The organism is Bradyrhizobium sp. USDA 4502, assembly GCF_054063355.1.
In genome coordinates, this window is record NZ_JBSSGF010000001.1 from 6,322,642 (window position 1) to 6,346,398 (window position 23,757).

General features: G+C 59.8%; 28 protein-coding genes and 1 pseudogene. 18 read left to right on the plus strand and 11 right to left on the minus strand.

All coding sequences use genetic code 11. From position 1 onward, the window contains the following. Position 1: 1 nt before the first annotated feature. The gene (locus ACVW1B_RS29525) at positions 2 to 418 is read left to right on the plus strand and encodes a pyridoxamine 5'-phosphate oxidase family protein (protein WP_225162408.1); all 417 of its coding nucleotides are present in this window, start codon (positions 2 to 4) and stop codon (positions 416 to 418) included. Between the two features lie 27 nt (positions 419 to 445). On the opposite strand, the gene ACVW1B_RS29530 is transcribed toward ACVW1B_RS29525, so the two are convergent. From ACVW1B_RS29530 to ACVW1B_RS29545, 4 genes are all read right to left on the minus strand, one after another. Continuing rightward, positions 446 to 946, minus strand: coding sequence for a GNAT family N-acetyltransferase (locus tag ACVW1B_RS29530; protein ID WP_456779052.1), 501 nt, complete (start codon positions 944 to 946; stop codon positions 446 to 448). 486 nt (positions 947 to 1,432) lie between these two features. Beyond that, positions 1,433 to 1,624, minus strand: a complete 192-nt coding sequence (locus tag ACVW1B_RS29535) for a hypothetical protein (protein ID WP_172646835.1) — start codon at positions 1,622 to 1,624, stop codon at positions 1,433 to 1,435. 114 nt (positions 1,625 to 1,738) lie between these two features. After that, positions 1,739 to 1,972 carry a hypothetical protein gene (locus tag ACVW1B_RS29540; protein ID WP_229191210.1) on the minus strand — a complete coding sequence of 78 codons (234 nt, stop codon included), beginning with the start codon at positions 1,970 to 1,972 and terminating at the stop codon, positions 1,739 to 1,741. 419 nt (positions 1,973 to 2,391) lie between these two features. Next, positions 2,392 to 3,510: an alpha/beta fold hydrolase gene (locus tag ACVW1B_RS29545; protein WP_456822623.1), complete on the minus strand. Its 1,119-nt coding sequence runs from the start codon at positions 3,508 to 3,510 to the stop codon at positions 2,392 to 2,394. Between the two features lie 311 nt (positions 3,511 to 3,821). Between ACVW1B_RS29545 and ACVW1B_RS29550 the strand changes: the two genes are divergently transcribed. The 5 genes and pseudogenes from ACVW1B_RS29550 (at position 3,822) to ACVW1B_RS29570 (ending at position 7,107) form a co-directional block, all read left to right on the plus strand. Continuing rightward, positions 3,822 to 4,292 (plus strand): nuclear transport factor 2 family protein, encoded by a 471-nt coding sequence (locus ACVW1B_RS29550; protein WP_310882585.1) that lies wholly within the window; start codon positions 3,822 to 3,824, stop codon positions 4,290 to 4,292. 60 nt (positions 4,293 to 4,352) lie between these two features. Further along, positions 4,353 to 4,613, plus strand: coding sequence for a hypothetical protein (locus ACVW1B_RS29555; RefSeq protein WP_137479000.1), 261 nt, complete (start codon positions 4,353 to 4,355; stop codon positions 4,611 to 4,613). A 283-nt stretch (positions 4,614 to 4,896) separates the two neighbouring features. Then, positions 4,897 to 5,331 (plus strand): nuclear transport factor 2 family protein, encoded by a 435-nt coding sequence (locus ACVW1B_RS29560; RefSeq protein WP_456822624.1) that lies wholly within the window; start codon positions 4,897 to 4,899, stop codon positions 5,329 to 5,331. A 255-nt stretch (positions 5,332 to 5,586) separates the two neighbouring features. Beyond that, positions 5,587 to 6,528, plus strand: coding sequence for a hypothetical protein (locus tag ACVW1B_RS29565; protein WP_456822625.1), 942 nt, complete (start codon positions 5,587 to 5,589; stop codon positions 6,526 to 6,528). A 155-nt stretch (positions 6,529 to 6,683) separates the two neighbouring features. Continuing rightward, positions 6,684 to 7,107 (plus strand): annotated as a pseudogene (locus ACVW1B_RS29570) (hypothetical protein). 6 nt (positions 7,108 to 7,113) lie between these two features. Here the strand turns inward: ACVW1B_RS29570 and ACVW1B_RS29575 are convergent. Further along, on the minus strand, positions 7,114 to 7,320 hold the full coding sequence (locus ACVW1B_RS29575) for a hypothetical protein (protein ID WP_456822626.1): 207 nt from the start codon (positions 7,318 to 7,320) through the stop codon (positions 7,114 to 7,116). Between the two features lie 14 nt (positions 7,321 to 7,334). Here ACVW1B_RS29575 and ACVW1B_RS29580 point away from each other — a divergent pair, with 14 nt between their 5' ends. Then, on the plus strand, positions 7,335 to 7,475 hold the full coding sequence (locus tag ACVW1B_RS29580; RefSeq protein ID WP_167350365.1) for a hypothetical protein: 141 nt from the start codon (positions 7,335 to 7,337) through the stop codon (positions 7,473 to 7,475). A 107-nt stretch (positions 7,476 to 7,582) separates the two neighbouring features. Here ACVW1B_RS29580 and ACVW1B_RS29585 read toward each other — a convergent pair whose 3' ends face one another. The 3 genes from ACVW1B_RS29585 to ACVW1B_RS29595 all read right to left on the minus strand — a co-directional run bounded on the left by ACVW1B_RS29585 (position 7,583) and on the right by ACVW1B_RS29595 (position 8,848). Beyond that, the gene (locus ACVW1B_RS29585; protein WP_016841369.1) at positions 7,583 to 7,726 is read right to left on the minus strand and encodes a hypothetical protein; all 144 of its coding nucleotides are present in this window, start codon (positions 7,724 to 7,726) and stop codon (positions 7,583 to 7,585) included. Between the two features lie 172 nt (positions 7,727 to 7,898). Beyond that, complete coding sequence (locus tag ACVW1B_RS29590; protein ID WP_456822627.1) at positions 7,899 to 8,381, minus strand: MaoC family dehydratase; 483 nt, start codon at positions 8,379 to 8,381, stop codon at positions 7,899 to 7,901. 8 nt (positions 8,382 to 8,389) lie between these two features. Then, positions 8,390 to 8,848: a MaoC family dehydratase gene (locus tag ACVW1B_RS29595; protein ID WP_057019033.1), complete on the minus strand. Its 459-nt coding sequence runs from the start codon at positions 8,846 to 8,848 to the stop codon at positions 8,390 to 8,392. Between the two features lie 319 nt (positions 8,849 to 9,167). Between ACVW1B_RS29595 and ACVW1B_RS29600 the strand changes: the two genes are divergently transcribed. Both ACVW1B_RS29600 and ACVW1B_RS29605 read left to right on the plus strand, forming a co-directional pair. Beyond that, positions 9,168 to 9,464, plus strand: coding sequence for a DUF4282 domain-containing protein (locus ACVW1B_RS29600; protein ID WP_028340592.1), 297 nt, complete (start codon positions 9,168 to 9,170; stop codon positions 9,462 to 9,464). A 151-nt stretch (positions 9,465 to 9,615) separates the two neighbouring features. Next, on the plus strand, positions 9,616 to 9,759 hold the full coding sequence (locus ACVW1B_RS29605) for a hypothetical protein (RefSeq protein WP_225648038.1): 144 nt from the start codon (positions 9,616 to 9,618) through the stop codon (positions 9,757 to 9,759). A gap of 163 nt (positions 9,760 to 9,922) precedes the next feature. Here the strand turns inward: ACVW1B_RS29605 and ACVW1B_RS29610 are convergent, their stop codons facing one another. From ACVW1B_RS29610 to ACVW1B_RS29620, 3 genes are all read right to left on the minus strand, one after another. Beyond that, entirely contained in the window at positions 9,923 to 10,603 is a 681-nt protein-coding gene (locus ACVW1B_RS29610; protein WP_253606854.1) for a ParA family protein, read from the minus strand. A gap of 182 nt (positions 10,604 to 10,785) precedes the next feature. Continuing rightward, the gene (locus ACVW1B_RS29615) at positions 10,786 to 11,103 is read right to left on the minus strand and encodes a hypothetical protein (RefSeq protein ID WP_253606853.1); all 318 of its coding nucleotides are present in this window, start codon (positions 11,101 to 11,103) and stop codon (positions 10,786 to 10,788) included. A gap of 456 nt (positions 11,104 to 11,559) precedes the next feature. After that, the gene (locus tag ACVW1B_RS29620) at positions 11,560 to 11,844 is read right to left on the minus strand and encodes a hypothetical protein (protein WP_309145011.1); all 285 of its coding nucleotides are present in this window, start codon (positions 11,842 to 11,844) and stop codon (positions 11,560 to 11,562) included. A gap of 438 nt (positions 11,845 to 12,282) precedes the next feature. Here ACVW1B_RS29620 and ACVW1B_RS29625 point away from each other — a divergent pair, with 438 nt between their 5' ends. The 9 genes from ACVW1B_RS29625 (at position 12,283) to ACVW1B_RS29665 (ending at position 23,701) form a co-directional block, all read left to right on the plus strand. Next, positions 12,283 to 13,590, plus strand: coding sequence for a tyrosine-type recombinase/integrase (locus tag ACVW1B_RS29625; RefSeq protein ID WP_456822628.1), 1,308 nt, complete (start codon positions 12,283 to 12,285; stop codon positions 13,588 to 13,590). A 360-nt stretch (positions 13,591 to 13,950) separates the two neighbouring features. Next, the gene (locus ACVW1B_RS29630; RefSeq protein ID WP_456822629.1) at positions 13,951 to 14,208 is read left to right on the plus strand and encodes a helix-turn-helix domain-containing protein; all 258 of its coding nucleotides are present in this window, start codon (positions 13,951 to 13,953) and stop codon (positions 14,206 to 14,208) included. A 271-nt stretch (positions 14,209 to 14,479) separates the two neighbouring features. Further along, positions 14,480 to 16,129, plus strand: coding sequence for an AAA family ATPase (locus ACVW1B_RS29635; protein ID WP_456822630.1), 1,650 nt, complete (start codon positions 14,480 to 14,482; stop codon positions 16,127 to 16,129). Positions 16,130 to 16,400: 271 nt separating this feature from the next. Further along, positions 16,401 to 16,796 (plus strand): hypothetical protein, encoded by a 396-nt coding sequence (locus tag ACVW1B_RS29640; protein ID WP_456822631.1) that lies wholly within the window; start codon positions 16,401 to 16,403, stop codon positions 16,794 to 16,796. Positions 16,797 to 17,086: 290 nt separating this feature from the next. Beyond that, complete coding sequence (locus ACVW1B_RS29645) at positions 17,087 to 17,527, plus strand: hypothetical protein (RefSeq protein WP_456822632.1); 441 nt, start codon at positions 17,087 to 17,089, stop codon at positions 17,525 to 17,527. Continuing rightward, on the plus strand, positions 17,527 to 19,074 hold the full coding sequence (locus ACVW1B_RS29650) for a hypothetical protein (protein WP_456822633.1): 1,548 nt from the start codon (positions 17,527 to 17,529) through the stop codon (positions 19,072 to 19,074). The genes ACVW1B_RS29645 and ACVW1B_RS29650 overlap by 1 nt, the downstream gene beginning before the upstream one ends. Beyond that, on the plus strand, positions 19,071 to 19,850 hold the full coding sequence (locus ACVW1B_RS29655; RefSeq protein ID WP_456822634.1) for a hypothetical protein: 780 nt from the start codon (positions 19,071 to 19,073) through the stop codon (positions 19,848 to 19,850). Before ACVW1B_RS29650 ends, ACVW1B_RS29655 begins: the two co-directional genes overlap by 4 nt. 50 nt (positions 19,851 to 19,900) lie before the next feature. Further along, positions 19,901 to 20,710, plus strand: coding sequence for a hypothetical protein (locus ACVW1B_RS29660; RefSeq protein WP_456822635.1), 810 nt, complete (start codon positions 19,901 to 19,903; stop codon positions 20,708 to 20,710). A gap of 483 nt (positions 20,711 to 21,193) precedes the next feature. Further along, positions 21,194 to 23,701, plus strand: a complete 2,508-nt coding sequence (locus tag ACVW1B_RS29665; protein WP_456822636.1) for a hypothetical protein — start codon at positions 21,194 to 21,196, stop codon at positions 23,699 to 23,701. The last annotated feature ends 56 nt before the right edge of the window (positions 23,702 to 23,757 follow it).

Genomic DNA, 23,757 nt, shown 5'->3' on the forward strand with positions numbered 1-23,757 from the left:
CATGACGCGCGCCGAGCTGCTCGCCTTCCTGCGGATGCATCGGCTCGCGGTGGTCAGCACGGTTCACAATGGCGCGCCCCAGGCGGCGGTCGTCGGGATCGCGGTCAGCGACGATCTTGAGATCATCTTCGACACGCTTACCACCTCGCGCAAATACCAGAACCTCCGCGCCGATCCGCGCGCGGCGCTGGTGATCGGCTGGGACGCCGAGCAGACCGCGCAGGTCGAGGGCGTCGCAGACTTCCCGAGCGGCGCGGAGCTCATCGCCTGCAAGCAGGTGTATTTCGCGGCGTGGCCCGACGGGCCGGAGCGCGAGACATGGCCGAACATCGGCTATGTGCGGATACGGCCGAACTGGGCCCGGTTCAGCGATTTTGGCGCGGTGCCGGCACGGATCGAGGAAATGACTCTGCCGTAAGCCACGTCGTCTTGAGGCGGTACCTGATCACGTCACATCGAACGCCGCATGGTACTTCACATCCCCCTTCGGCGGATCGCCCTTCAGCACCAGCCGCTGAAAGTACGGGCTGGGCTCGCCGCCATAGGTCAGCGCGGGATCGCTGACAAAGCCGAAGCGGCTGTAATAGGCGGGATCGCCGAGCAGGACGCAGCCGTCAGCATTCATCGCCGCGAGGCGAGCAAGTCCCGCGCGGATCAGCGCGCCGCCGGTGCCCTGCCGTTGCAGGTCGGGTGCGACCGAGGCCGGGCCAAGCCCATACCAACGTCCTACTACACCTTCGATCCGGACCGGCGAGAACGCGACGTGGCCGAAGATGCTGCCGTCGTCGGATACAGCGACCAGAGAAATCGTCAGCGCGTCAGCCTGGCGCAGCGCCTCGACGATGCGGGCTTCGGTGCCGCTGCTGTGCGGCGCTGTTGCGAATGCTGCCGCCGTGATGCGGCTGATCGCGGCGGCGTCTTCGGGGCGTTCGTCCTTGATCTGCATGCTCGCAGATAAGGCCGATCGGGAACGGCGCGCAAGGGAAGCGCAAAGCTCGGGCAGATCATGTCGCGAGAATGCGGAGGTATGACTCACCGGCCGAACCACATATTCGGTGTCGTCCCTGCGAAAGCAGGGACCCATAACCACGGACGATCATCGTGAACGACGGTGGAACGACGAGTCCCGTTCACTACAATTGCCGCGGGGTATGGGTCCCTGCTTTCGCAGGGACGACGTCCGGAAGAAGCCGCGGCCTCTCGGCTCACGCACGGATGTCTCTGGAATACTGGATCACCCGCAGGCAAGGTGATGACACCGAACAAGCTGTTTGACCGTGAATCGGATTTTCATCGTCGTCCTGGCGAAAGCCAGGACCCATTACCCCATATCTCTATTGCTGCGCGACATTGCGCCGCGATCCCGCTCATTACTGAATTGGGTGGCTATGGGTCCTGGCTTTCGCCAGGACGACACCGAGAGTGTGGCCCCCTAACCCGATCGCTTGTTGCTGGTGTTCTGGGTCAGATTGCCGTGCGCGGCCTGCTCGCGGATGTTGTGCTTCTCGTCGTCGCGATGGCCCTTGGTGGTGTCGATGGGAACGCTGGGGGTGCTGCCGGGGCCCTTGTGGCTCTTGTTGTCATCGGGAACGGGCTGGATGGTCTTTGTCTTTGGTTTCGTCATCATCGTCTCCGTTACGCATGGAGACAACGCGGCCGGTGCGGACGGCGTTCCCGGAACGAGACTTCGTTCCCGAAACGTGCTTCACGTTCCCGGAACGTGGCTTCACAACTGACCCTACAGCTTCTCCTGCTGCGCGGGCTGTGACTGCGGTTGCTGCTGGCGCTGCTGTTTGGCGTGATGGCGGCCGTAGAGGCAACCGGCGGCGGCGCCGAGCATGCCGTGATGGCCGGCATAATGACCGGCGACGCCGCCGACGATCGCGCCCTTGATGCAACCCTTGGCGTCGGCAGGCGACGCCAAGGCGAGCGCGCTGACGGCAATGACGGACGCGAGAACAATCGATTTCATGATGCGGCTCCAATGCAATGCTGCCGCATCAACGGCGCAGCGGCACCGCCGGTTCCGGGAAGACGAGCGGTTCACCATCGACCGCGCCGCCGGCAAGGCGGCGCCGTCGGATTAGCTGTTGTCGAACGCACCGCGACAGCGAGCCGGCGCGATTTCACCGGCCGGCCCCGGAGGAGCTCAAGGCCTCGTGGCCGGCGTCGACGCCGGCTCACCGTCGCGCGGTGCGCGCTCGCATGATTTATTTGGAGACAACCAGGGCGGCGACGGCAAGCGGCATGGTGTTTCTCATACGGAACTCCTGATCGCGGATGCGTCGCCCACGCCGAACCAACCGGGGGCGCGGGCGGAGGTTTCATTAACTCGCGGACAGCTGCCCGCCGCATGCCTCCACGTCTGCGAGGCGCGGCCGGTTCAGCCGATCACTCCAGTTTCTTGCCGCCGTCGGTCACGCCGTCGAGGAACACCCCGGTTTCGCGGTTGAGAAACTCGACATCCGCCGGGAAGAAGCCGCCGGCCGAAGCGTGGCCGGTCACGGTGCCCGGGCTGATCGTCTTGATGGTCACGCCTCCGATGTTCTGGCCCATCTGGTTCGGCTCGAATTCGGGATTGAGCAGGTCCTTGGTGCCGGTGAGGATCAGCGTCTTCGCCTTGATCGAAGCCAGCGCCTTCGCGGTCTCGCCGCCGAACCCGGCCGTGGTGCCGACATCGTGCCGGTCATAGGCCCAGCTCTGGTAGATCCAGTCGTTGGCGTCGAACAGCTTCCACAGCGCAGTCTCCTGCTCGGCCATCCAGGGCAGCACGTCGGGGCCGGACTTGAACTGCGCCGCATACATGTCGGGCGTGCGCGCCGCGAGCAGCGCGACGATATCGCGGAACAGCTTGAGGCCCTTCTCCGGCGGCGCCTCGTAATTGCCGTCCTTCCACGCCGGATCGTTCATGATCGCCTTGCGCGAGGCCTCCATCACCGCGACCGACCAGGCCGGCGTCTTCGCAAGCGGCACCATCGCAACCAGCGCGTCCATGAAGTCCGGATGGCTGACGCCCCATTGCAGCGCCTGCATGCCGCCCATCGAGGGGCCGACCACGGCGACGACATGGTCGATACCGAGCTTCTCCTTCATCAGCCGGTACTGCGATTCCACCATGTCGCGGATCGCGAATTTCGGGAACTGCATCCGCGGCTGCGCCTTCGAATTGCTCGGCGACGTGGTCAGCCCGTTGCCGATCGCATCGGTGCAGACGATGAAATACTTGTCGGGGTCGAGCGCCTTGCCGGGGCCGATCATGAAATCGAGCCGGTGATGATTGCCCGAGATCGCGGTCACCATCAGGATGGCGTTCGATCTCTTCGCGTTCAGCGTGCCGTGGGTGACGTAGGAGATCGAGAAATCCTTGATCGCCTCGCCGCTCTCGAGCTTGAGGTCGCCTTCATTGTAGAGTTGGTGGGCAGGCTGCTGCGGCGTGTGTGCGAAGGCGGGCGGGATCGCCGGGCATGCCAGCAGCGACAGGATCGCGGCGAAGTGGGTGATGCGCTTCATTGGTCTCTCCCCATCGGGCGGCTCTGTTCGGTCGCCTTCCGCCGCGAAGCATACGGGCCGGCGGCACCGCGGCAAGGCCGCGGGCGCGAAGATTTAAACGGCGCAAGCGCGGAATAAGCCGCCGCCTGCACCGCGACAGCCGCCCGTCGTCGCATTGCGCGAACCGGCGCGCCGCATGCATTTTGTGCCACAATGCACGCCCTGGTTGCCGAACCTAATCGCGTCTCGCGCGTCAAACATATGTTGTTTGATTGTGGAATGCTCCGGTTCACAATGCCGGGCCAGAGCGAGTCGGACCGGCGGAGTCGATCATGGGCGAGGATTTGAACCGGCAGCGCGTCTTGAACTTCCTCGACGTCTACTATGCCGGCGGCATCGAGGGCGCGCTCGATCGCTGCAGCGACGACGTCGCCTTTCTCGCCAACGCCCCGATCGACATTCTTCCGCATATGGGCCAGCACCGCGGCAAGGCCGCGCTGCGCCAGATGTGGACCACGATCCACGAGCGCTATTCGGACATGCGCTACGAGGCGCCGATCGTGGTGACCCAGGGCGACAAAGTCGCCGCGCAGCTGCGCGTGTTCTTCCGCAAGCGCAACAACGCCCGCGTGGTGCAGTTCGATGTGGCGGTGTTCTACACGCTGCGCGACGGCAAGATCACCGAGATCCGCGAGATCATCGACACCTTCGACCTCGTCCAGCAGGTGCTGGAGCGCGACGTCGCGGCGGCGCTGACCGGGCACGACGACATCGTGCAGGCAAATTCGCAACGCCGGCGTTGAACCTCGACAGCCCGGCGCTGACTTATTACCGGGCTTGTTGCGGTCGGGGCTGAAATCACCATGAAAGTCGCATTGCTCGCTGTGCTTGGCCTGGCGCTGGGCGCCCTTGGCGGCGCCGCCTTCGGCATCGGAGCCGGCCTTAGCTGGATCGGATTGGCCAGAACCTCGGGTATCGACAGCGGAACGCTGGTGTTTTTCACCTTCATGCCGCTCGGCGCCGCGATCGGCGGCATCGGCGGCGCGCTGCTGTTCGCGGTGGTGGCGATCCGCGACGCCGAGATCGTGATCGAGCGGCAACCGGTGCGGCAGCGCGACCGCTGAATTGCGGCGACCGGAGCGTTTTCGCGCGAAGCCTGCCCCGCACGTGATGCGGGGTGGATGCCGGTTCGCCTCAAGAAAACGCGTCAGAACCGGAATCCAGAGGTCGGCGGTCACATTCGGGTAAAATTCGGCGCAATTGTGCATTGCAAAAAAGTCATTTGCGTTTTTGCCGTTCGGCACTATTTCAGGCCGCAATAGCGATGTGCAGCAACCTGGCAAGGCGTCGGCGCTGACCCCTGCCATCCGCTTGCGTTTGAAAATCCAGTTTCAGGACAAGGCCAAAATGACAGAGCATAGTCTCTGGCGTTTTTCGCGCGCATTGCATCGCGCGATCAACGAACGCCAGCTTGCAGATATCGAGCCGCTGCTCGACGACGAGGTCGAATGGTCCATCTATGGGCCGATCGACCTGTTTTCCTTTTTCGGCGCGCGCCGCGGCAAGGCCGCCGTGCTCGAGGTGATCCGGCAGATCGGCGAGAACCTCAGGGTTCACCGCTTCGACCGGGAACAGATCATGCTCGGCGTGGATTCCGCAGCCTCGATGCTGCGCTATTCGCTGACGGCACTCGACTCCAACAAGCCGATCTCGCTCCGGATCGCGCATTTCGCGCAATTCAGGGCCGGCAAGCTGACGAGCTTCCGTATGCTGGTCGACAGTTTCGACCTCGTCGAGCAGACCGTCGGCTACCCGATCCATCTGCCGCGCATCGCGGTCTGACGGCTTTTCGATTTCACGCCTTCGTTACGTCCGGGGCGCTAAAGCGCGAAGCGCGTCTTCGCGTTCAGGCGCCCCGGCAGCGGCGGCCTGTTTTGCCAGCCCCGAACGGCCGCGCTCGGGACGCGCCGCGCTAACGCGCGGCGCGTTTGTCCCGGACATGACGATCACGCGTTGATCACTTGCTTTCAGAGCGCCGATGCCACAATTTTGCGCCACGGCAATGCATGCTGCGGCTCTGGAATTTGCGGGCTGGGAATGACTTTCACATTACGATTTGGCTGGGCAAAGCTGCCGGTGCTGGCGGCCGGCTTCAGCCTGGCGATGGCGCTGTCGGCCGGCGCGCAAACCCCGCCGTGGCAGATCGCTCCCGCCGCCCAGGATAGCGCAGCTGAGAACGCCGAGGCTGCGGCCGACGAGGAGCCGCCGGCGGCCAATGCCAATGACGCCGACATCCTGAAGGACATCGACGAGAGCAAGCTCGACTGGAGCCAGCTCGACACCGATTCTACGAGCCTGCCCACGCTGGCGCCGAAGCGTGCGGCGAGGCCCGCCAGCGTCGCCGGCAAGGATCCATCCTGGTCGACCAACAACAACGCCAACGGCTCGTCGGCGGTGTCGGTCAAGCAGTCGATCTCGCCATTCCTCGACACCCGCATCGGCGCCGACATGACGGTCGCGAGGCAAGGCACCATGACGACGTCGGAGCAATTGTCGGAGCGGCTCGCCAATGGCGGCAGCCTGCCGCAGTCCGGTGGCTCGGCCTGGGCCGCGATCTCGACCGGCGGGGTGGCCTCGATCTGGGACAAGACCTCGGTCGAGGCGCGGGTCGATCCCGCCGCCGACCAGAGCAAGGTCGGCACCTCCTTGAGCAAGTCGGTGCCGCTGTCGGAGCAATATTCGCTGACGCTGCAGAACGGCTACAACCTCATCCAGCAGGGCGTGGTCCCGGTGCCCGGCATCATCAGCCACCCCTCGCGCAGCTACGACACCGACCAGTCGGCGAGCCTGTCGGTTAACGACACCGGCACCAGCATCACGGCAGGCCAGACGCTGTCGACCTCCGACGACCGATGGCTGCGCCGGATCGGCGCCGAGCAGAAGCTGTTCGACGGCGTCACCGTCTCCGGCTCGGTCGGCGAGACCTCCCAAGGCACCACCAACAAGAGCATCAGCGCCGGCTACAAGCGCTCATGGTGAACGGTCTGTTAGCTCTATCGCGCTAAATGATCAGGCATTGCCGCAACTTGGCCCAGATGCGGTCAAATTCGGCGGCACTGATAGGTCCGTAACTTCATCAATTCGTCGTGCGGGGGACAAGCCGCGCTTCGCCATTGCGAACAAGGGGAAAGCCGATGAACGCCACCAACCGTACCGAGGAAGCCGAAGTCGAAACGACGTCCGAGGTCGACACCAACCTCGCCGCCGTCTCGGAAGTCGAAGCCGGCATCCGCGACTTCGTGCGCAACGATATCGCCTATCTGCGCCCGGCCGGTGGCGAGCCCGGAGACCGCGCCGACCGACACCAACACCGATGCCACCGTCAGCAACGTCAACTCGCTGATCCAGCGCGTCGCCGGCACCTCGCTCGCCGAGATCGAGAAGCTGATCGGCGAGCTCGAGAGCCTGCGTGACCTGCTGCATGCCGAGGGCCAGCGCGTCCAGCGCGAGATTTCCGGCTATGCCCAGCTCAGCCAGGCCGCGATGAAGTCGACGCGCATGATCGCCGACAACGTTTCGCAGTGGAAGCGCGCCGCGGACGGCCTGCGCAACAGCTGATACAGCTCAGTTTCCCAAACTGACCGCCGCCGCCTCCTGAACGGGGGGCGGCGGCTTCGCTTTGCGGCCTGATTCAGCGCGGAACGATTCGTTATTCAGCGCGGTGTAAAACTCCGCGACGTCAATTTTTTGCAGAAGCCGATTTGAACGTCGGATGTCGAGCCCGCGTCCGATCCGGAATTCGCGTCCGGACCGCGCCCTGCCGGCATCCATTTGGAGATGCAGTCATGCAGAGCGTCCGGCCGGACAACGCCGCCGATCCGATTCCGCTGCGCCAGCCGCAGCAGGGCATCGGCACGATCATGATCCGCTTCATCGGCATATTGGCAGCCGCGACGGTTGTGATGGTGCTGATCTGGAATCGTTAGACTGAAGCTTGGAAGAAATGTGACGCAGCCTGCCGACAGATCACATTGAAAAGCGCAAATGCACGCCACCTGCGCTCCCTCGAGCGCCGGGAGTTACAGACGGTCAATCAGCGGTCGATGCTCGCGGTGGTCTCGAAGGAATAATTGCCGTCGGCAAAGCCCTTCACGACCATTCCGGTGGCCAGCATCACCACAACCGTTACCGTCGCGAAGATAATGCCGACGAGTTTCAGCGCGCTGCGATCTGCCATGGTATCCCCAGTCATTCTTGCCAGATGTCCGTGCCCTCAAACCATAAGGCAGGGACAAAGGTTCAGAATGCGTTAGCAAAAACTGAGTTCCACGCAACGCACAACTGCGTCGGCAGCAGAAGTCATTCGCTAACCATGGCGTCCGGGCAACATCAGAGGCGCGCGGGCAACATCAGGAACCGGGATTCCGCCGCGGCACGAAAGCGGTGGCGAGGAACGAGAACACCACTTCATTGCGCTGATTGACGCCGGTGTTGCGGGCCTGAAGGATGCCCCATTCGGGCCGCTTTTCGGACGTGCGCTTGGTCTCGACCTGGTTGGTGAAGCTGATGGTATCGCCCGCCAGCACCGGGCGGATCCAGCGCAGTTCGCGAAAGCCCGGCGAGGGCCCCCAGACCGCGACCTCCTCACCGCGCGCGGCGGCTCCCGCGGCGAGCCGCTTGCCGTCGGCGACGAGCAGCTTCATGCAGACGCTGGCGACATGCCAGCCCGATGCGGCGAGCCCGCCGAACAGCGAGTTGCGCCCCTCCTCCTCGTCGAGATGGAAGCGCTGCGGATCGAACTGCGCGGCGAACCGCTTGATGTCCTCGGGCGTGAAGGTGAAGGAGCCGAACTCGCGCCGCGCGCCGATCTCGATATCTTCAAAAAAGCGCATGGCCTCTCCTATGCGCTCGCGCCGTCGCGGCGGCTGACGATGATCGGCGACTCCATCTCGCACAGCATCTCGCCGCGCGCGTTGCGGATGGTGCCCTTGAAAGTGACGATGCCGGTCTCGGGCCGGCTCTTCGAGACGCGCGCCTCGACGACGTCGACATCCAGCGTCAAATCGTCGCCCGGACGCAGCGGCGCCACCCAACGCATCTCGTTGACCCCGGGCGAACCGAGCGAGGCGGTGCGGCCGATGAAGCCGTCGAACAGCATCCGCATCATCAGCGAGCCGAGATGCCAGCCCGAGCCCGACAGGCCGCGGAGCATGGATTTCTTCGCCGCCTCCTCGTCGAGATGCATCGGCTGCGGGTCGAATTCGGCGGCAAAGGCGAGGATCTCCTCGCGTGAAACATGGCGCGGGCCGAACGTGCCGAAGCGGCCGGGCTTGAAGTCTTCGAAGGTCAGCGTGGTCATTGGGTGAGGATATGCCGGAGGGAAGCCCGATTGTGGCCGTTATTTGCGGCAATCACAACCGGCCCACTCGCATAGCTCGCCCCTGGACTGCCGGCGCCCGGTCCGGGGCTCGCGCAGGCGAGATGGTTTGGGGTTCTGCGTTATCGATCCCTCTGGTCGCGGAGGCGCTTTGGCGCCGCCCGAACCATTGGCCCGGCAAAAGGCCTCGTCCTGACGGACGCCTGCGGCGCAGGCTTCCGGGATGAAGTGATCACGCCGGCGGTCACGCAGTAGGATGAACGAGACGCGAATCATATTTCGGCTGGCCGGGAGAACCATGATGTTCGATTTCCAGGATCTGTTTCAGTGGGACCGCTTCATCACGCCCACGATCATCAAGACGTTCTACTGGCTGGTGATCGCGGTCATCGTGCTGTTCGGGATCTCCGGCATCCTGTGGAGCCTCACGGCGATGGCGATCAGCCCGTTCGTCGGATTCATCCAGCTGCTCGCGTCGATCGCGAGCGTCTTCGTCGGCATCGTGTTCTCGCGCATCGCCGCCGAGTTCATCCTGATCGTATTCCGGATCAACGAGCATCTCGGCGCGATCCGCGATCGGGACGGGGCAATGCACTGAGGCGAACGGCACCCGGCCGAACGCGACCGACCGCGGGGCTGTGGTTAATCCGAAGTAGCACCCGCGCGCAAATGCCCGCGAAATTCCAACCGGGATTTTAAAACCACTCGCGTACAGCCTTCCGCATTGCCAAGACCAACGCGGGGGCGTCGTGAATTCCAGGAATTTTGTTGCCGTGAGGCCGGGTGCCGAGCCGGGCTTTACGACCGAGGATATTTTATGGGCTGTCGGCATCTGGTCGGTGATCCTGACCCTGGCGCCGGTGATCGTGTTTTATTTGCTGATGGTGGCGTGAGGGCATCCCCTCCGTCATTCCGGAGCGATGCGTGAGCATCGAATCCGGAATCTCGAGATTCCGGGCTCATGCTTCGCATGCCCCGGAATGACTCCAATATTCTCGACGACAAAAAACGCGCGGGAGCCGCGCGTTCTTTCCATTTCAAACCAAAACGGCGTTGTTACGCCGCCTGCTTGTGCATCGTACCGGACGCCGACGCCGTGCCGCGGATCGCCCTGATCGAGCGTTCGATTGCGGCCCACAGCCGATTGATCTCGGCGGCAGCGCGGCCTTCGGCATAATATTCGCGGGCGCCTTCGCCCTGGCCGAGCGCCATCAGAAGATCGGCGCGGTTGGTGATCTGGCCGCTCCACACCGGTGCGCGGAATTTCGCCAGCGCCTCGCGCGCGATCGCGACGATGCGGCTTTCGGCGCCGTCACGCTGCGCGGGCGCGCCGTTGATCACGACGGCATAGGGCTTGCGCATCGAGCGGCAGGTCTGGATGGTTTCCTGCACGGCGTTGACGTCGAACACGCCGGGCCGCGCCGGAATGATCACCATCGTGGCGTTCTTGATGGAGTCGTCGACCACGGCCGAGAGGTTCGGCGGCGTGTCGATGAACACCCACTCGATGCCGTCACGCTTGGCCTGGGCAATGATCCCGCTGACCGAGTTCACTGCCGTCTTGATCGCCGGCTCGTTGGTGCCGCGCAGCTTGTGCCAGAGAGTCAGCGAGCCCTGCGGATCGGCGTCGATCAGCAGACAGGGCTTCGTTGCCTTGTGCACTTGCGCGGCGAGGTGAGCAGCCAGGGTACTTTTTCCCGAGCCCCCCTTACGCGAAGCGAAAACAATCACGTTCATACGTTGGCCTCCAGATTGACCCCAGGAGGCGAAAATGAATCAGCACGCTGATTCGCGAAAGAAAAAATTTCTTGCAATCCGCAAAGTGGCCAAGATTACCGGTGCGTTTTGCTTTTTGAGTCACACCGAACTTATAACGCAACCGCAAATGGAAGCGCTAAGCGTTTGATTTGACTCGGTGCCTAGCGTTTTCCGGCAGCCTTCGCGCGCTCGCGCTCGATCCACTTGCGCTCGATCCAGCCGAGCAATTGCGCAGTGGGTTTCTGCAGGAACGGAACGTCTTGCGCGAACAAAAGGAGTCCGAGCGGCAGCATCCAGAGTCCGAGCACCGGCAGGAAGCTGAAGATGCCGCCGATGATCAGGAGGATCGCGAGCGGAATCCGCACGTAGCGCGACGACGGCTTGCGCAGCCACGCGACGAAGCGCGCCGGCTTATCCGGCAGCTTGGCTTCGAACCAGGCGAAGTGCCGATCGATCTCTTGCTTGTAGTATTCGCTCACTCGTCCTACTCCATCCGTTCCACAGGCGGAACAGATTTGGCAAACCACACAAGCCCCACAGATGATGCTGCGTGACAGCGTCACAAGGCGTCAGTCTGTCGCGCATGACCGACTTGAAATCGCGGCCAAACGATCTATCGCGCATTTTCGCGCGAAGCGATTGGATTGACCGCGACGGCGCTGTGCTCCCTCTCCCCGTTCTTACGGGGAGAGGGTTGGGGTGAGGGGCGGCCTCCGCGTATCCGGCGATAGCTGCGTTTGCGGAGACTCCCCCTCACCCGGAACGCATCTGGCGATGCGTCATAGCCGAAGCTCCGCTTCGGCGTTCTTGAGAACGGCCGCCAAGGGCGGCCTACGCCTCTCCCCGCACGCGGGGCGAGGTGAAGGCGGACACCGGTTCGCGTGACGATAACGCGCCCGATCAGAGACCCTCGCCTGCGCGCGATGAGAGCCAGGTCAGTGGGCCGGCTTCTTCGCCTTGTGCGATTTGGAGACCTTCCGCTTGGCAGGCCGCCGCTCCACGCGCTCGCTCGCCTCGGGACCTGCGCGGAAGAATACGCGGCAGGCCGGCGAGAGCTGCGCCTTGTTCCTGATCATGCAGGCCGTGATGCGATCGACGTCGGGAATCTCGGGGCTGCAAAGCCGGAACGCATCCGGCGTACAGGCCTGCTGCTGATCCGGCGTGTAGGCCTCACTTCGGCCCGGCAGCAGCAGCGCCGCAAGGGCGACGGATGATATCAACGCAAACGAAAAACTCCTTGAACCGGCGATCCCCATGCATCCCCCCAAAGGTGTCACTAGGCGTCGTTAAGGCGTCGTGTCAGCCAGTTTGGGTGACGGGACAGAGAAGTGCAAGCGGACGCGATGACACGCCGGGCGATAAGGGCGAGCGACCTTGCGATGGTCTGATCTTGCGATTTCGCGCTGAGTGATCTTGCGGATGGTACAGTTGGGTGGGCTCGAACCACCGACCTCCTGTTCCACAGGGAGGCTTGCTTTTCGACCATTAGGGATCATTGGCGACCATCGGGGATGTCAACGCTAAAATCTACAGCATTTTCATATACTTATATTCAACTAAACCAACTCAACTGATATCATCGGGCATCATCGGGGAGATCGATTTTTCTGTCGATCACAACCTAAACGGTACCCAAATCGATCTCAGGGGAGCGCGTTTTGAGCGAAAGGACATCGGACGGCCGGAAGCCGAAGGAGAGCCGGAAACATCGTCTCAGCGACACGTGGATCAGCCGTTACAAGCCCGCGCTCCCTCAAGAGGATTGGTTCGATCAGGGCTGCACCGATCTCATCCTGCGCATCAGTTATGGCGGAGCCCGGACGTTCCGAGTCCGTTACAGGGACGCCGACGACAATTCACGGACCCTCAAGCTCGGCCGATGGGACGCGAAGAAGTTCAATGTCGAAGCCGCCCGCCAAGCCGTCAGAGACTTCGACCGTGACGCCCACCTTGCAGCGAAGCGATCCCCCACCGAGGGCATGTCAGAGGACAAGGCGTGGTGGGTCACGGCCACATTTGCTGACGTGCTCGAGAAATACATCGCCGAGGTCGTTTCTGGGTTCCGGACTCGGAAAGAGGTGGAACGCTGCTACAGGCGCTACGTCATCCCTGTGCTCGGCCAAAAGCGGTTCGTGGAACTGGAGCAAGACGACGCTGGGCAGCTCCGACGCAACATGCGGAAGGAAAACGGGCCACGACAGGCTGACACCGTGTTCGGCCTAATTCGTGCCGTCATGGCTTGGGTCGAAGACGAGGGGGTCATCAAGAACTACGCGAGCCCAGTCCGCTATCGACCGAAACGACGGCGCAAGAGTGATCGCGGAGGCCGGGAACGCGTCCTTGATGACGCTGAACTCCGCATGGTCTGGGACGCAGCGACGAAGATGGGCGGCCAGTATGGCGCAATCGTCCGGCTCCTCCTGCTTACGGCGCAGCGTCGTCAATGTCTGACGACTGCCCTGTGGTCTGAGATCACCGGGGACACGTGGTCCATCCGCGAAGAGGACGGAGCCAAGGGCACCGGACAGGTCCTGCGCCTCCCTCCCCTCGCCCTGGACATCCTCAAGGGCCTCCCCCGCATTAAGGGCTGTCCCTTTGTCTTCGGCGTGGAGCATGACGGCGAGTTCAAGCCGTTCAATTCGTTCTCTCAGCGGAAAGAGGAACTGCTTGCTCTCCTCCCGCGTCCGATCCCACGCTGGACGTTGCACGATCTCCGACGCACAGCGCGAACCCGATTAGAAGATATCGGCGTGGACATGCAGACCGGAGAGGTCGTCATCGGACATGCCCTCCCCGGCGTCAAGCGAACGTACATCCGTTCGACGTTCATGGAAAAACGCGCGGATGCTCTCCTCCGTCTGTCCGAGCACATCGCGCACGTCGTGGGCCTCTCCCCGGATCGAGGGACGCCATCCAGCCCGGCCCCATCGAACGTCGTCCCCATAGGACGATCACGACGCGCGTAGGAACCCAGCGGAGCAGTTCCTGTGCGATTTGGATGTCTTCCCTAGGGGATGTGGGGAAGTGACGGGCACAGCGCTCATGCTGTCTCCCAGCGGGAAATGACGGATATTCATCCCGAATGGGCCTTCAATAGAATCCATTGACGGCAATGAAGCGATTTGCAATCCTTTCTCTGCGGCGTCCGCGAGACCGTGTTCTCGTTGGTTAGAGGACCGCGTCGTCACCGGGCAGGATGTAGTCCCGGGGAATGAGTCAGAGGCCTCGTCGTGGGCACTCTGCCGTCCGATCAGACAAGCCCGGTTCTGATCCACATCGCAATGAGGTTCGCTGAACGGCGAGCCCACAGCGATTTGGATCGGGCTATGTCAGCACACGTCGTCTCTATCAACGCTACCAAGCCTGTTGCGCTTCAAGGGCAACTTCTCGTGTCACGGGCTCAAGCTCAAGCGATGCTTGGTGGGATCAGCGTTTCTCACCTGCGCCGACTGATTAAGGCCGGCGAGCTGCGGCCCGTCTTCCTCAACCCAAGCAAAGCCCCTCAGCGGAGCGGCAAGCTTTTCTTCCGCGTCAACGACCTCGAAGCATTGGTCGAAAAGTACGCCAACAGATCAAGCCTCTGAAAAGAAACAGCCCCGCGCGGGTCAGCGCACGAGGCTGTTGTGTTCAATTTTCCTATGCAACTGGGAGCTGCCTAAGGTGCGCAATATATTCCAGAACGTGAATGAATGCAAACTACGCATTATCGAGCGGTACGGACCCGAAAAGAACGGTCTCGTTCACTGCCCTGCTCATGACGACACAAACGCTAGCCTCCAGGTGACGATAAAGGACGGGAAACTGTTATGGCGTTGCCATGCTGGATGCACGCAAGAAGCAGTTAGAGACCGCCTAGTGGCCGATGGACTCTGGTCGGCCGCAACCACGTCACGCGGCTCGCCGGGTCACCAAACAAGAGAGCGGCTTGGCGATGAAGTAAAGGTAAGCTTCCGAGAAATATTGGACGCTAGCATTCCGTGGCCTGATCTCGATGACGAGCAACGCCAAATCGTGCAGAACTATGCGCGCAGTCGTCAGATCGAGCTGCCCGTAACGACGATGTTCCTGCCGAAATTGAAATCCAGCCGGTTAGTTGGGCGACGATTTCCGGCGATGGTCTTCGAGATCGTCCGAGAGGACGAAGCTATCGGCGCTCACGTCACATGGCTGTCCTCGGACGGCCATTCCAAACTGGACGTTGATGACCCTAAACGGACCTATGGCGGCGTGAAGGGTGGCAACATTCGTCTGCACAAACGATACGACCGACGTGACCCAATCGTCGTCGCTGAAGGAATCGAGACCGCTCTGTCTGTAGAGCGGATAACCGGCCTTAGGGCGATTGTCGCTTGCAATGCTACCAACCTTGGGAAAATCAGCGTTCCAAAGTGTTCAGAGGTCATCATCGCGGCTGACAATGATCCAAGCCGAGCAGGAATCAAAGGTGCCAACGATCTTGCGCGCCGACTATCGGTCGAAGGACGGCTTGTGCGTGTGGCATTGCCCTATCCTCGCGGCGACCAAAAGCGAGACTGGAACGATGAGCTTTGCGAGCCAGACGCCGACGTCGACGCTCTAAATAGGCAAATCCGAGAGGCACGCCAGTACGACATCATCGGCGCTGTATCAACGTCGCAGTTCCTCCAGATGGATTTTCCCCCGCGTCCGAACATGCTTCATCCTTGGCTACCGACGGCTGGGCTTGCCATGGTTCACGCCCCTCGCGGGGCCGCAAAGACGTGGTTTTGTCTCTCGGCTGCCCATGCGGTCGTGACCGGCAAGATGTTCCTCGAATGGAAAGTTAATGCCAGAGGCCGCGTGCTCTATGTTGACGGCGAACTTCCTGCCTCAGTTTTGCAAAACAGGCTCCGACACTTTGAATGGGACGGCTGCGAAGATGACCTATTGATCCTCACACCGGACATCTTCCACCAGCGTGGCCGCTTCATGCCTGACTTGGGAGACCCTGAAGGTCGCGACCAGATCGATGCAATCGTCGGTCAACAAGGGATTGATCTGATCATCTTGGACTCATTGTCTACCCTTCAGCGCTCCGGCGGTGAGGAAAATGCAGCCGAGTCTTGGATCAACATTCAAAACTGGGCACTCAAGCTACGTAGCCAAGGGCGATCAATCATCTTCGTGCATCACGAAGGACGAAATAATAAGCCTCGCGGCACGTCCAAGCGAGAGGACACGCTCGACACCATGATCGGCCTGAGCCCGCTACCTAACGCCGATTCCAATGACTGCACGACCATACAGCTTGAGTTCACGAAGCATCGCGGATTCTTCGGTGCTGAAACCGCTCCGCGCGTCCTGCAGCTATCGACGGAAACAAAGCGGGCTGTCTGGTCAGCCGCAACCGGCCCCAAGAGCAACCGAGACCGTGTCTTCGAACTGAGAGATCAAGGAATGCAGGCAGCAGACATCGCGAGAGAGCTCAACATCACTCGGGGGCGCGTTTCGCAAATCCTGAACGAGCCACGAGAGCGCGAGGAGTGAGCCATTGTTTAGGCCCGTTCCCCCCTAAAGGGGGGAAAAGAGGCCTCTGAACACGTTTAGCTGTTTAGCGGCTTAAGGGGCTAGACCGCTAAACATCCGGATTGAAGGACGCTCCATCGAATTCGGCCATGAAGAACGAGACCCAGCATGAAGCAATCTCGCGCAAAAGGGGGCAGCACCTCGTCCAGACGCCGGAGCGCCGCTCAGGGGCGCTCCGCTGCCCGGGAAATCGCCTCGGAATACATGACAGACAATGGGAAGGAAGATGAAAATGGGAGCACGTGACGACGAAGGCCTCTATCAGTTTGCGGGCCCAGGCCGAAAGCGGCGCGAAAAACTAACGCTGGCCGAAATTCCACGACGCATTGCGAGACCTAAATCACACTCGCGGTCTAATTTCGGTTTACCAGTAATTAAACGGACATTTCAGGAAGATTTTAGCGAGGCCGACATCAAGGAAAAAGTACGCCGCCTTGTTCTCGATTACGGGATGTCACACGCCGACATCTGCGAGACTCTAAAACGAGAAGGCTACTCGGTTACAGCCGTTACAGTTTCGACCATACGTTCGCACATGTTGGGAGTGCTCCGCATGCTCATGCGGGACGACATTCGCCTCGTCGATCCTGCAGCCTTGAAAAGATATCGTCGCAGGCGTTCAAGATGAAGTCCGGCGCGAAGTCTCAATGTAGCGGTCTGCGCGCGACAGGATCGAGATCGAATACATCCGATTTTTGGGGAGAACCGCGCACGCAGCGCCTGATCTATTTTGTTTGTTCGCGCGTCGATCGTCGCTGATTTGCAAACACCTGCTGATGCAACAGGTGGTCAGAACTGGAAATCACCGGCGAAAACCGGAGGAAATACAAGGCCCGCCACTTCGGGCTAGTCTTGGGTAGCCCATTGGGCATTAATCGAACAACAAATAGAGGCAAGCATTCGATACGGCGCGATCACATGCACGGAACAAGACCGAAGACAGCCCTCAAGAAGAACGGCGTCAGACGCTCGGCGGTGACGTCCGGCCGCAAGCTGTTCTTGAAGACAGATGGGCTCGACATGCGCAGAAGCTATGCGCTGCGTTTCCGGGATGTCCTGCGCATTCACACCGATGAACTAGGCCCCACTGCATCCGAGGCCGAACTTGCCATCGTGCGACGAGCCGCCACGATCATCGTACAGCTTGAACAGATGGAAGCGAAGTTCGCCGTCGAGGAAGCGAGCCCAACGGCGCTCGAAACATATCAGCGGCTCGCGAACAGCATGCGCAGGCTCCTAGAGAGCGTCGGCTTGAAGCGTCGCCCCCGCGATGTAACGCCGAGCTTGCATGAATACCTGGCTTCCAAATCCAAGCCTCGGCGTGAAGCGCTCACTATAGATCACGAGGATGACGATTGATGGGCACTCGTCGTCATCGCGAACGGCTTGACGACAACCAGACCACCGCCACACCTCGAAAACGATCAGCCCATGCACATCCAACGCTACTAGACTGCGTCAACGATTCTCATCTATTCAAGCCGTGGTTCGAGGATCAAAGCACTTGGACGGCTTGGTTTGCCTTCATAGCTGCACTCTTTTCCTTGCCGATGACGGCAGAGCAGCTGGCGATCTATCGGCAATGTACTGGCCGGAACGAACCTCCATCTGATCCAGCGAAGGAAGGCTGGTTGATTTGTGGACGACGGGCGGGCAAATCGTTCGTGCTCGCTCTCTGCGCAGTCTTCTTGGCGTGCTTCCACGAATATCGACAGTATCTCACGCCGGGCGAACGCGGCACGGTGTTCGTGATCGCGACAGACCGCAAGCAGGCGCGCACGATCCTCCGATACATCCGAGCGCTGCTGACGCGCGTCAAGCTGCTCTCCCAGATGGTAGAGCGTGAATGGCAGGAAGGCTTTGATCTCAACAATTCAGTGACCATCGAAGTTGCGACCGCGTCGTTCAAATCAACCCGGGGCTTCACGCTGGTCGCTGTTCTCCTCGACGAGGTGGCATTTTTTGCGACTGAGGACTCGTCATCCCCGGACGAAGAAATCCTCCGAGCACTTCGACCCGGCCTTCTCACCATACCCAACAGCATGATTCTCGCGGCTTCCAGCCCATATGCGAAGAAGGGCGTTTTGTTCAACGCCTATCGAGAGCACTACGGCAAGGAACACGATCCATCGCTGGTGTGGAAAGCCCCCACGCTCGTGATGAACCCTAACGTGCCTGAGGAAGAGATCGCGAAAGAGTACGAGAACGACCCAATCTCCGCACAGGCGGAGTATGGCGCTGAGTTTCGCTCCGACGTCGAGACCTTCATTACCCGCGAAGCCGTTGATGCCGTGACCAGCGACGAGCGGGAGCGGCCCTATCTCGCTCAATTCAAGTATCACGCATTCGTCGACTGCTCTGGTGGCGGCGGCACCGATAGCTACGCTATTGCGGTAGGGCACGTCGAAAACGGAATTTCCGTTTTAGATGTGATTAGGGAGACAAAGCCGCCCTTCTCGCCAAAAGCCGTCACCGAGACCTATTCGGCCCTGCTCAAATCCTACGGTATCAGCGAAGTCCAAGGTGACCGTTACGCTGGCGAGTGGCCCCGAGAGCAGTTCCTCGAGCACGGGATCAAATACGAACCATCAGCCAAGCCTAAGAGCACCATCTACTCCGAATTTCTACCGCTCATGATGTCGAAGAAATGCGATCTCCTCGACCATCCTAGACTCATGACGCAGCTGTGCGGGCTTGAACGTCGGACAGCTCGATCCGGAAAACCCTCCGTGGATCACGGACCCGGGGGGCACGACGATATCGCGAACGTCTGCGCGGGTGTGCTCACATCGATGGGCGTCCGCAAATATCGGTATGTCGCTGACCTCTCTTGGGTCGGAGGACCATCGGAACGCAGCTACGCTGCAGAGAGATTAAGCACCCTTATGGCAATGAGAGGCCTTTGAACATGATTACCACTCACGACCACGAGATCATCGACCGCAATGGCCGGACTGTACGACGTCCGAACGATATTCTCCAAGACGGCGACAGCATTCGGACCCACATGAGATTTATGGATCACGGCGATCCGGCCTTGATGACCGCCATGGCAGCCGCACAGTCCGCGAGGAGGATCGAGCAGTTCGACGCCAAGATTGCCTTCCCCGGCTTGGAACTGGACCACAAGCAAGCGGCGTTGCTCGATGCCGCGAAACTCACTCCGAGTCAGCTGACATTATTCAAGGACCACCTGACTCGAAAGGGTTTCAGGCAAGCACTCGATCTCGCGAAGAGGAACGTCGTCAGCATCAATCGTACCGACTCAACGGTGGGCTACGCTCTGGCTGATCCGCAGCTACAGGCCCAGGTCGATAGGCTCCCCCCGGATCAGCGCAGGGCTTTCGAGGATGCCTTCTATGGGCATCACGACAAGCAGCTGACCTTTGACGAGGCAATGGCGCTAGCCAGAGGCTCCGCGCCGCAGGCTGCGGCCCACCAACCGGGTTACCGCTTCATTGATGCTTCCGCGAACACTGAACGAGAACGGCTCCGTGAACAGCGTGATGTTGATTTGACCAATGCCTGGCGGAAGCCGCCTCTGATCATCGACCAGCAGCGATCCCAGCCGCACGACGCGCGTCAGCTACCTCAGTCACACGACACGCGTCCGTGCACTCTTACGCACGATGAACTACTGGACCGCCGAGATAACCGCCTAGAGGAAAGCTGGAAGCAGTGAACAACGAGGCCCGTCGTTTTGGCGGGCCTCACTACATAGGAAGGTGACCAATGCCGAACGTATTACCCCCACGAGTGCAGACCAAGCTCGCAACGCTCAAAGATGCCGAGCAGCAGGCCTTGACCATCAAGACATACAATCAAAAGGCGATTGATGACACTAATCGCTCGCTGGCCACGGCGCCACAGGACAGAATAGCCGTCCTCGAACGCGAGATCGTCCGGCTCCGTGCATTGCAACCCAACTATCAGGATCGCCACAGGGCACTCGCGGACCTCAACGCCAAGGTCGCGCGATTTCTGGAACAACTGCCCGCCAACGTCGATCTTGAAGATGCCCGGCCGATCCGGTCCAAAGCGAAGACGGACGAGAGCCATCTGCAAGCCGTGCAACGTCTGCGCAGCAGGATCATGGAACTGATCTCGGAGCGTGGTCGCGTGGAGCGTGCATCTCCGACGAAAGCGGAAATGAAGCGACAGGCCGCGCTCTATGTTCAAAAGCTTGCTTTGGATGGAACGCCGCTCTTCGTCAGCGAGCACGACAAATTCAAGCTCTCCTTCGGAGAGAACAAGCTGATACCTCCCGAAGCAATCTTGGCATGGGTCAATCCCGAACTGCTGCAGGATCGGCTTGAAGCGTTGATTGACGAGATGCCGCTGTCAGGTCGGCAGATGGATGCCGACGAACGGAAGCAACGTCTCGCCGAGATCAAAACGGAGCTTTTTGAAGCCGAGAGATACGAGTGCGCGCACATCGATGCTGCTGCTCGCGAAGGCACCGTGATCGAGCACAGGGCAAACGTGGACGTTCGAGCGCTGCTTGGGCTCGTGACGTCGCGATCCAAGGCAAATGCAGCATGACCGTTCCCTCCGCGCGCATTGAGTCCACCGCGCGGAGGAGTCGCCCGGCCGTTTTATCGACAGCGGCGGTCGGGGGCGGACAAGACGGCGAGTGTCCGACCTTCATTGAAACAACCCCGTCAGCCTGAGGCCGGTTTCCGCCCGGCGCGGCAGGTAGGCCCGCCGTCGTTCTCCATGTCCCCAGCATTGGACGACGGCGGGCATTTACAAGATCAATCGGCGTTAGAGCTCAGATGCCTCTGGGCGCCTTATCGGGGTTCGCGCTGACGCTGTTCAGAACACCAATGCATTCATAGACCGCTTGCAATTTTCCGTTCGCCTCTTTTTTAGTTGGCGACACGTTAACCAAGTGAGCCGTATCCGACCCGCTAATTTCCGCCAAGGGCAAAAGGTATTGGCTGACCTCTACCGCGCGCATAAGGCCTCCGAAGCAACTATGCGGAGAATCGGATAAACTGATCCCTACACTGAACGGGGATAGCTATGAGTACGAGCGGCGAAGGCGCAACCGAAGGCATCGATTTGATTGAAAACCTGCGGAGTATTGTTTCAGAAGCCGGCCTACGTGAAAAGAATGAAGCGGAAACTCGCTTCAAGATTATAGACTTCGTTCTTTTCACTCTGCTTGCGTGGCCAAAGAATCGGGTAGCGTTGGAAGAATACGTCCATCCAGGGTTCGCGGACTACATCCTAAAGAAGGCAAACGGCGAGGATCTACTCTTCGTTGAAGCGAAGAAGGAAGGTGTCTACTTTGACTTGCCGATTCCCAACAAGGCAAGCGAGACTTCAACCTTTATTTCTTTAGGGAAGCTTCTCTCCGATTCCAACATTCGAACAGCAATCAGTCAGGTCCGCACGTATTGTTTTGATACCGGGTGCGAATATGCTTGCGTAACAAACGGGCACGAGTGGATCTTCTTCAAGACATTTGAAAAGCACAAACGTTGGGAAAGCCTGCAAGCCTTCGTCGTACGGAGCCTCTCTTTCTTCGACAGCGAGTATACTAAGGCCGTAAACCATTTTTCATATGTGGCAATCACCGAACGATCCTCGCTTCCCACGCTGCTGACCAGCGCGCCGCCGAAGGATCGCGGCATCTATTATCCCAAAGACAAGATCCCTTCGTATTCGCACACCATCACAGCAAATCGCTTGGCCGCTGCTCTCAGGCCAATCGTCAACTACTACTTCGGCGTTATTGGTGACGATGACGCCGAATTCATGGACAGGTGCTACGTACAACAACGTGACTATCTGAGTACGTCTGACGACATGCGCTCGCTCATTCAAGACTCTCTTTCCCCCTATTTCCAAGAGTATGGAATTCAGCAATTAGAGGTCACGGGTAAAGGGGGACAGCTAGGCGGCAGGCTCACCAAGAATCTCAAGAAGGGAAAGAAGGGGGAGGTTCTTGTTCTGTTTGGTGGGACCGGGTCCGGCAAGTCCACTTTCATAAAGCGACTCTTGTATCATAAGCCTCCTCGGTGGCTACAAGAGCACTCAGTCATCGCCATCGTGGATTTGCTTAACACACCTCAAGATCAGACGGTGGTGCACAATACCATTTGGGGCACCCTCGTTGATCAACTAGACGTCGAAAAGCTGCTTACCGCCGACCGTTCTATAATTTTGGAAGGTCTCTTTTCAGACCGCTTCACAATTGCAAAGCGGCAAGAACTGTACGGTCTTTCACCATCGTCCGAAGCTTACAATCTCAAACTCAACGATCTGATTTCGGATTGGAAGCAAGACCTCGCCTACTGCGCTGTTCGATTAGTCGACTACTGGACAAAGAAGGACAAGGGCATCATCGTAGTCGTCGACAATACTGACCAATTCCCTTCAGCACTTCAGGACTTCTGCTTTTCCTCAGCCCAAGAGATCTCCAAGAAGCTCGGCTGCATCACCCTGATATCTATGCGCGAGGAGCGCTTTCACAACTCCAAAATTCATGGGCTACTGGATGCCTTTCAGAATTCTGGATTCCACATAAGCTCCCCTAAGCCAGCCGACGTCTTCAAGAAACGATTGCAATATGTGATTGGACTGCTGGCGAACGATCGACAACGCGTCAATCTAATGGGGGAGGTAGACGAAAGGCTACTAAAAGACAGTCAGACCTATCTTGGAATCCTCATCAAAGACTTTTCGATGGAAAGGTCACCTCTCAACAGCTTCTTGAGCGCATGCGCGCACGGGAACATTCGTCTTTCTTTGGATTTGTTCAGAAGCTTTCTCCTATCTGGCTACACAAATGTGGAGGAGATGGTCGCTAAGGGGAGTTGGACCCTACAAATACACCAGGTGATTAAGCCCGTGATGATCCCGACTCGTTATTTCTATGACGAGGGCCTCAGTGACATTCCAAATATTTATCAGATCAGAAATAACCGCTACGGGTCTCACTTCACTGCGTTAAGGATTCTTCGAAAGCTTGCGAAAAGCATGGACGCGTCTAATGCGGCCTACGTGTCCGTGGCCGAGTTGCTCAGCTATTTTGCAGAAACCTTCAACATGGCGGAGGACTTCGTCAAGAATCTGGACCTGCTCCTAAAGCACGGTTTTGTGGAGGCGAACAATCGTATGGATTCGTACTCGGAAGCCGTGGATCAGATCAAGGTTACAAACTATGGCATGTATACGTTGAACGAGCTCGCATTTCATTTCAGCTATCTGGACCTGATCTGCACTGACTGCGGAATCTACGATGAAGGCGTCAGCAACTATTTGGTCGAGGCAGCGAAGGAGGAATACAACTTCTTCACGAGAGGTGAACGCGTTGAGCGCGTGAAGATTCGATTGGAGCGCGTTCAACATCTCATCGACTATCTCCATAAGGAAGAGCTGCGCGAGCGCGAGACGCATTCTCTCGGCATGCCTGAAACCGAGATGTTTACATACAAATGCCTTAAGACCTTCGAAGCCGAACGACAACGAGTACTTGCGAGCGCCAAAAAACAGAATCACTCGACGCGCGGCAGACGAGTTTAGTCCGATGCGGAGAAGACGACGGACGCCCTGTCCAGATTCAACTGAGACGCTTGAGC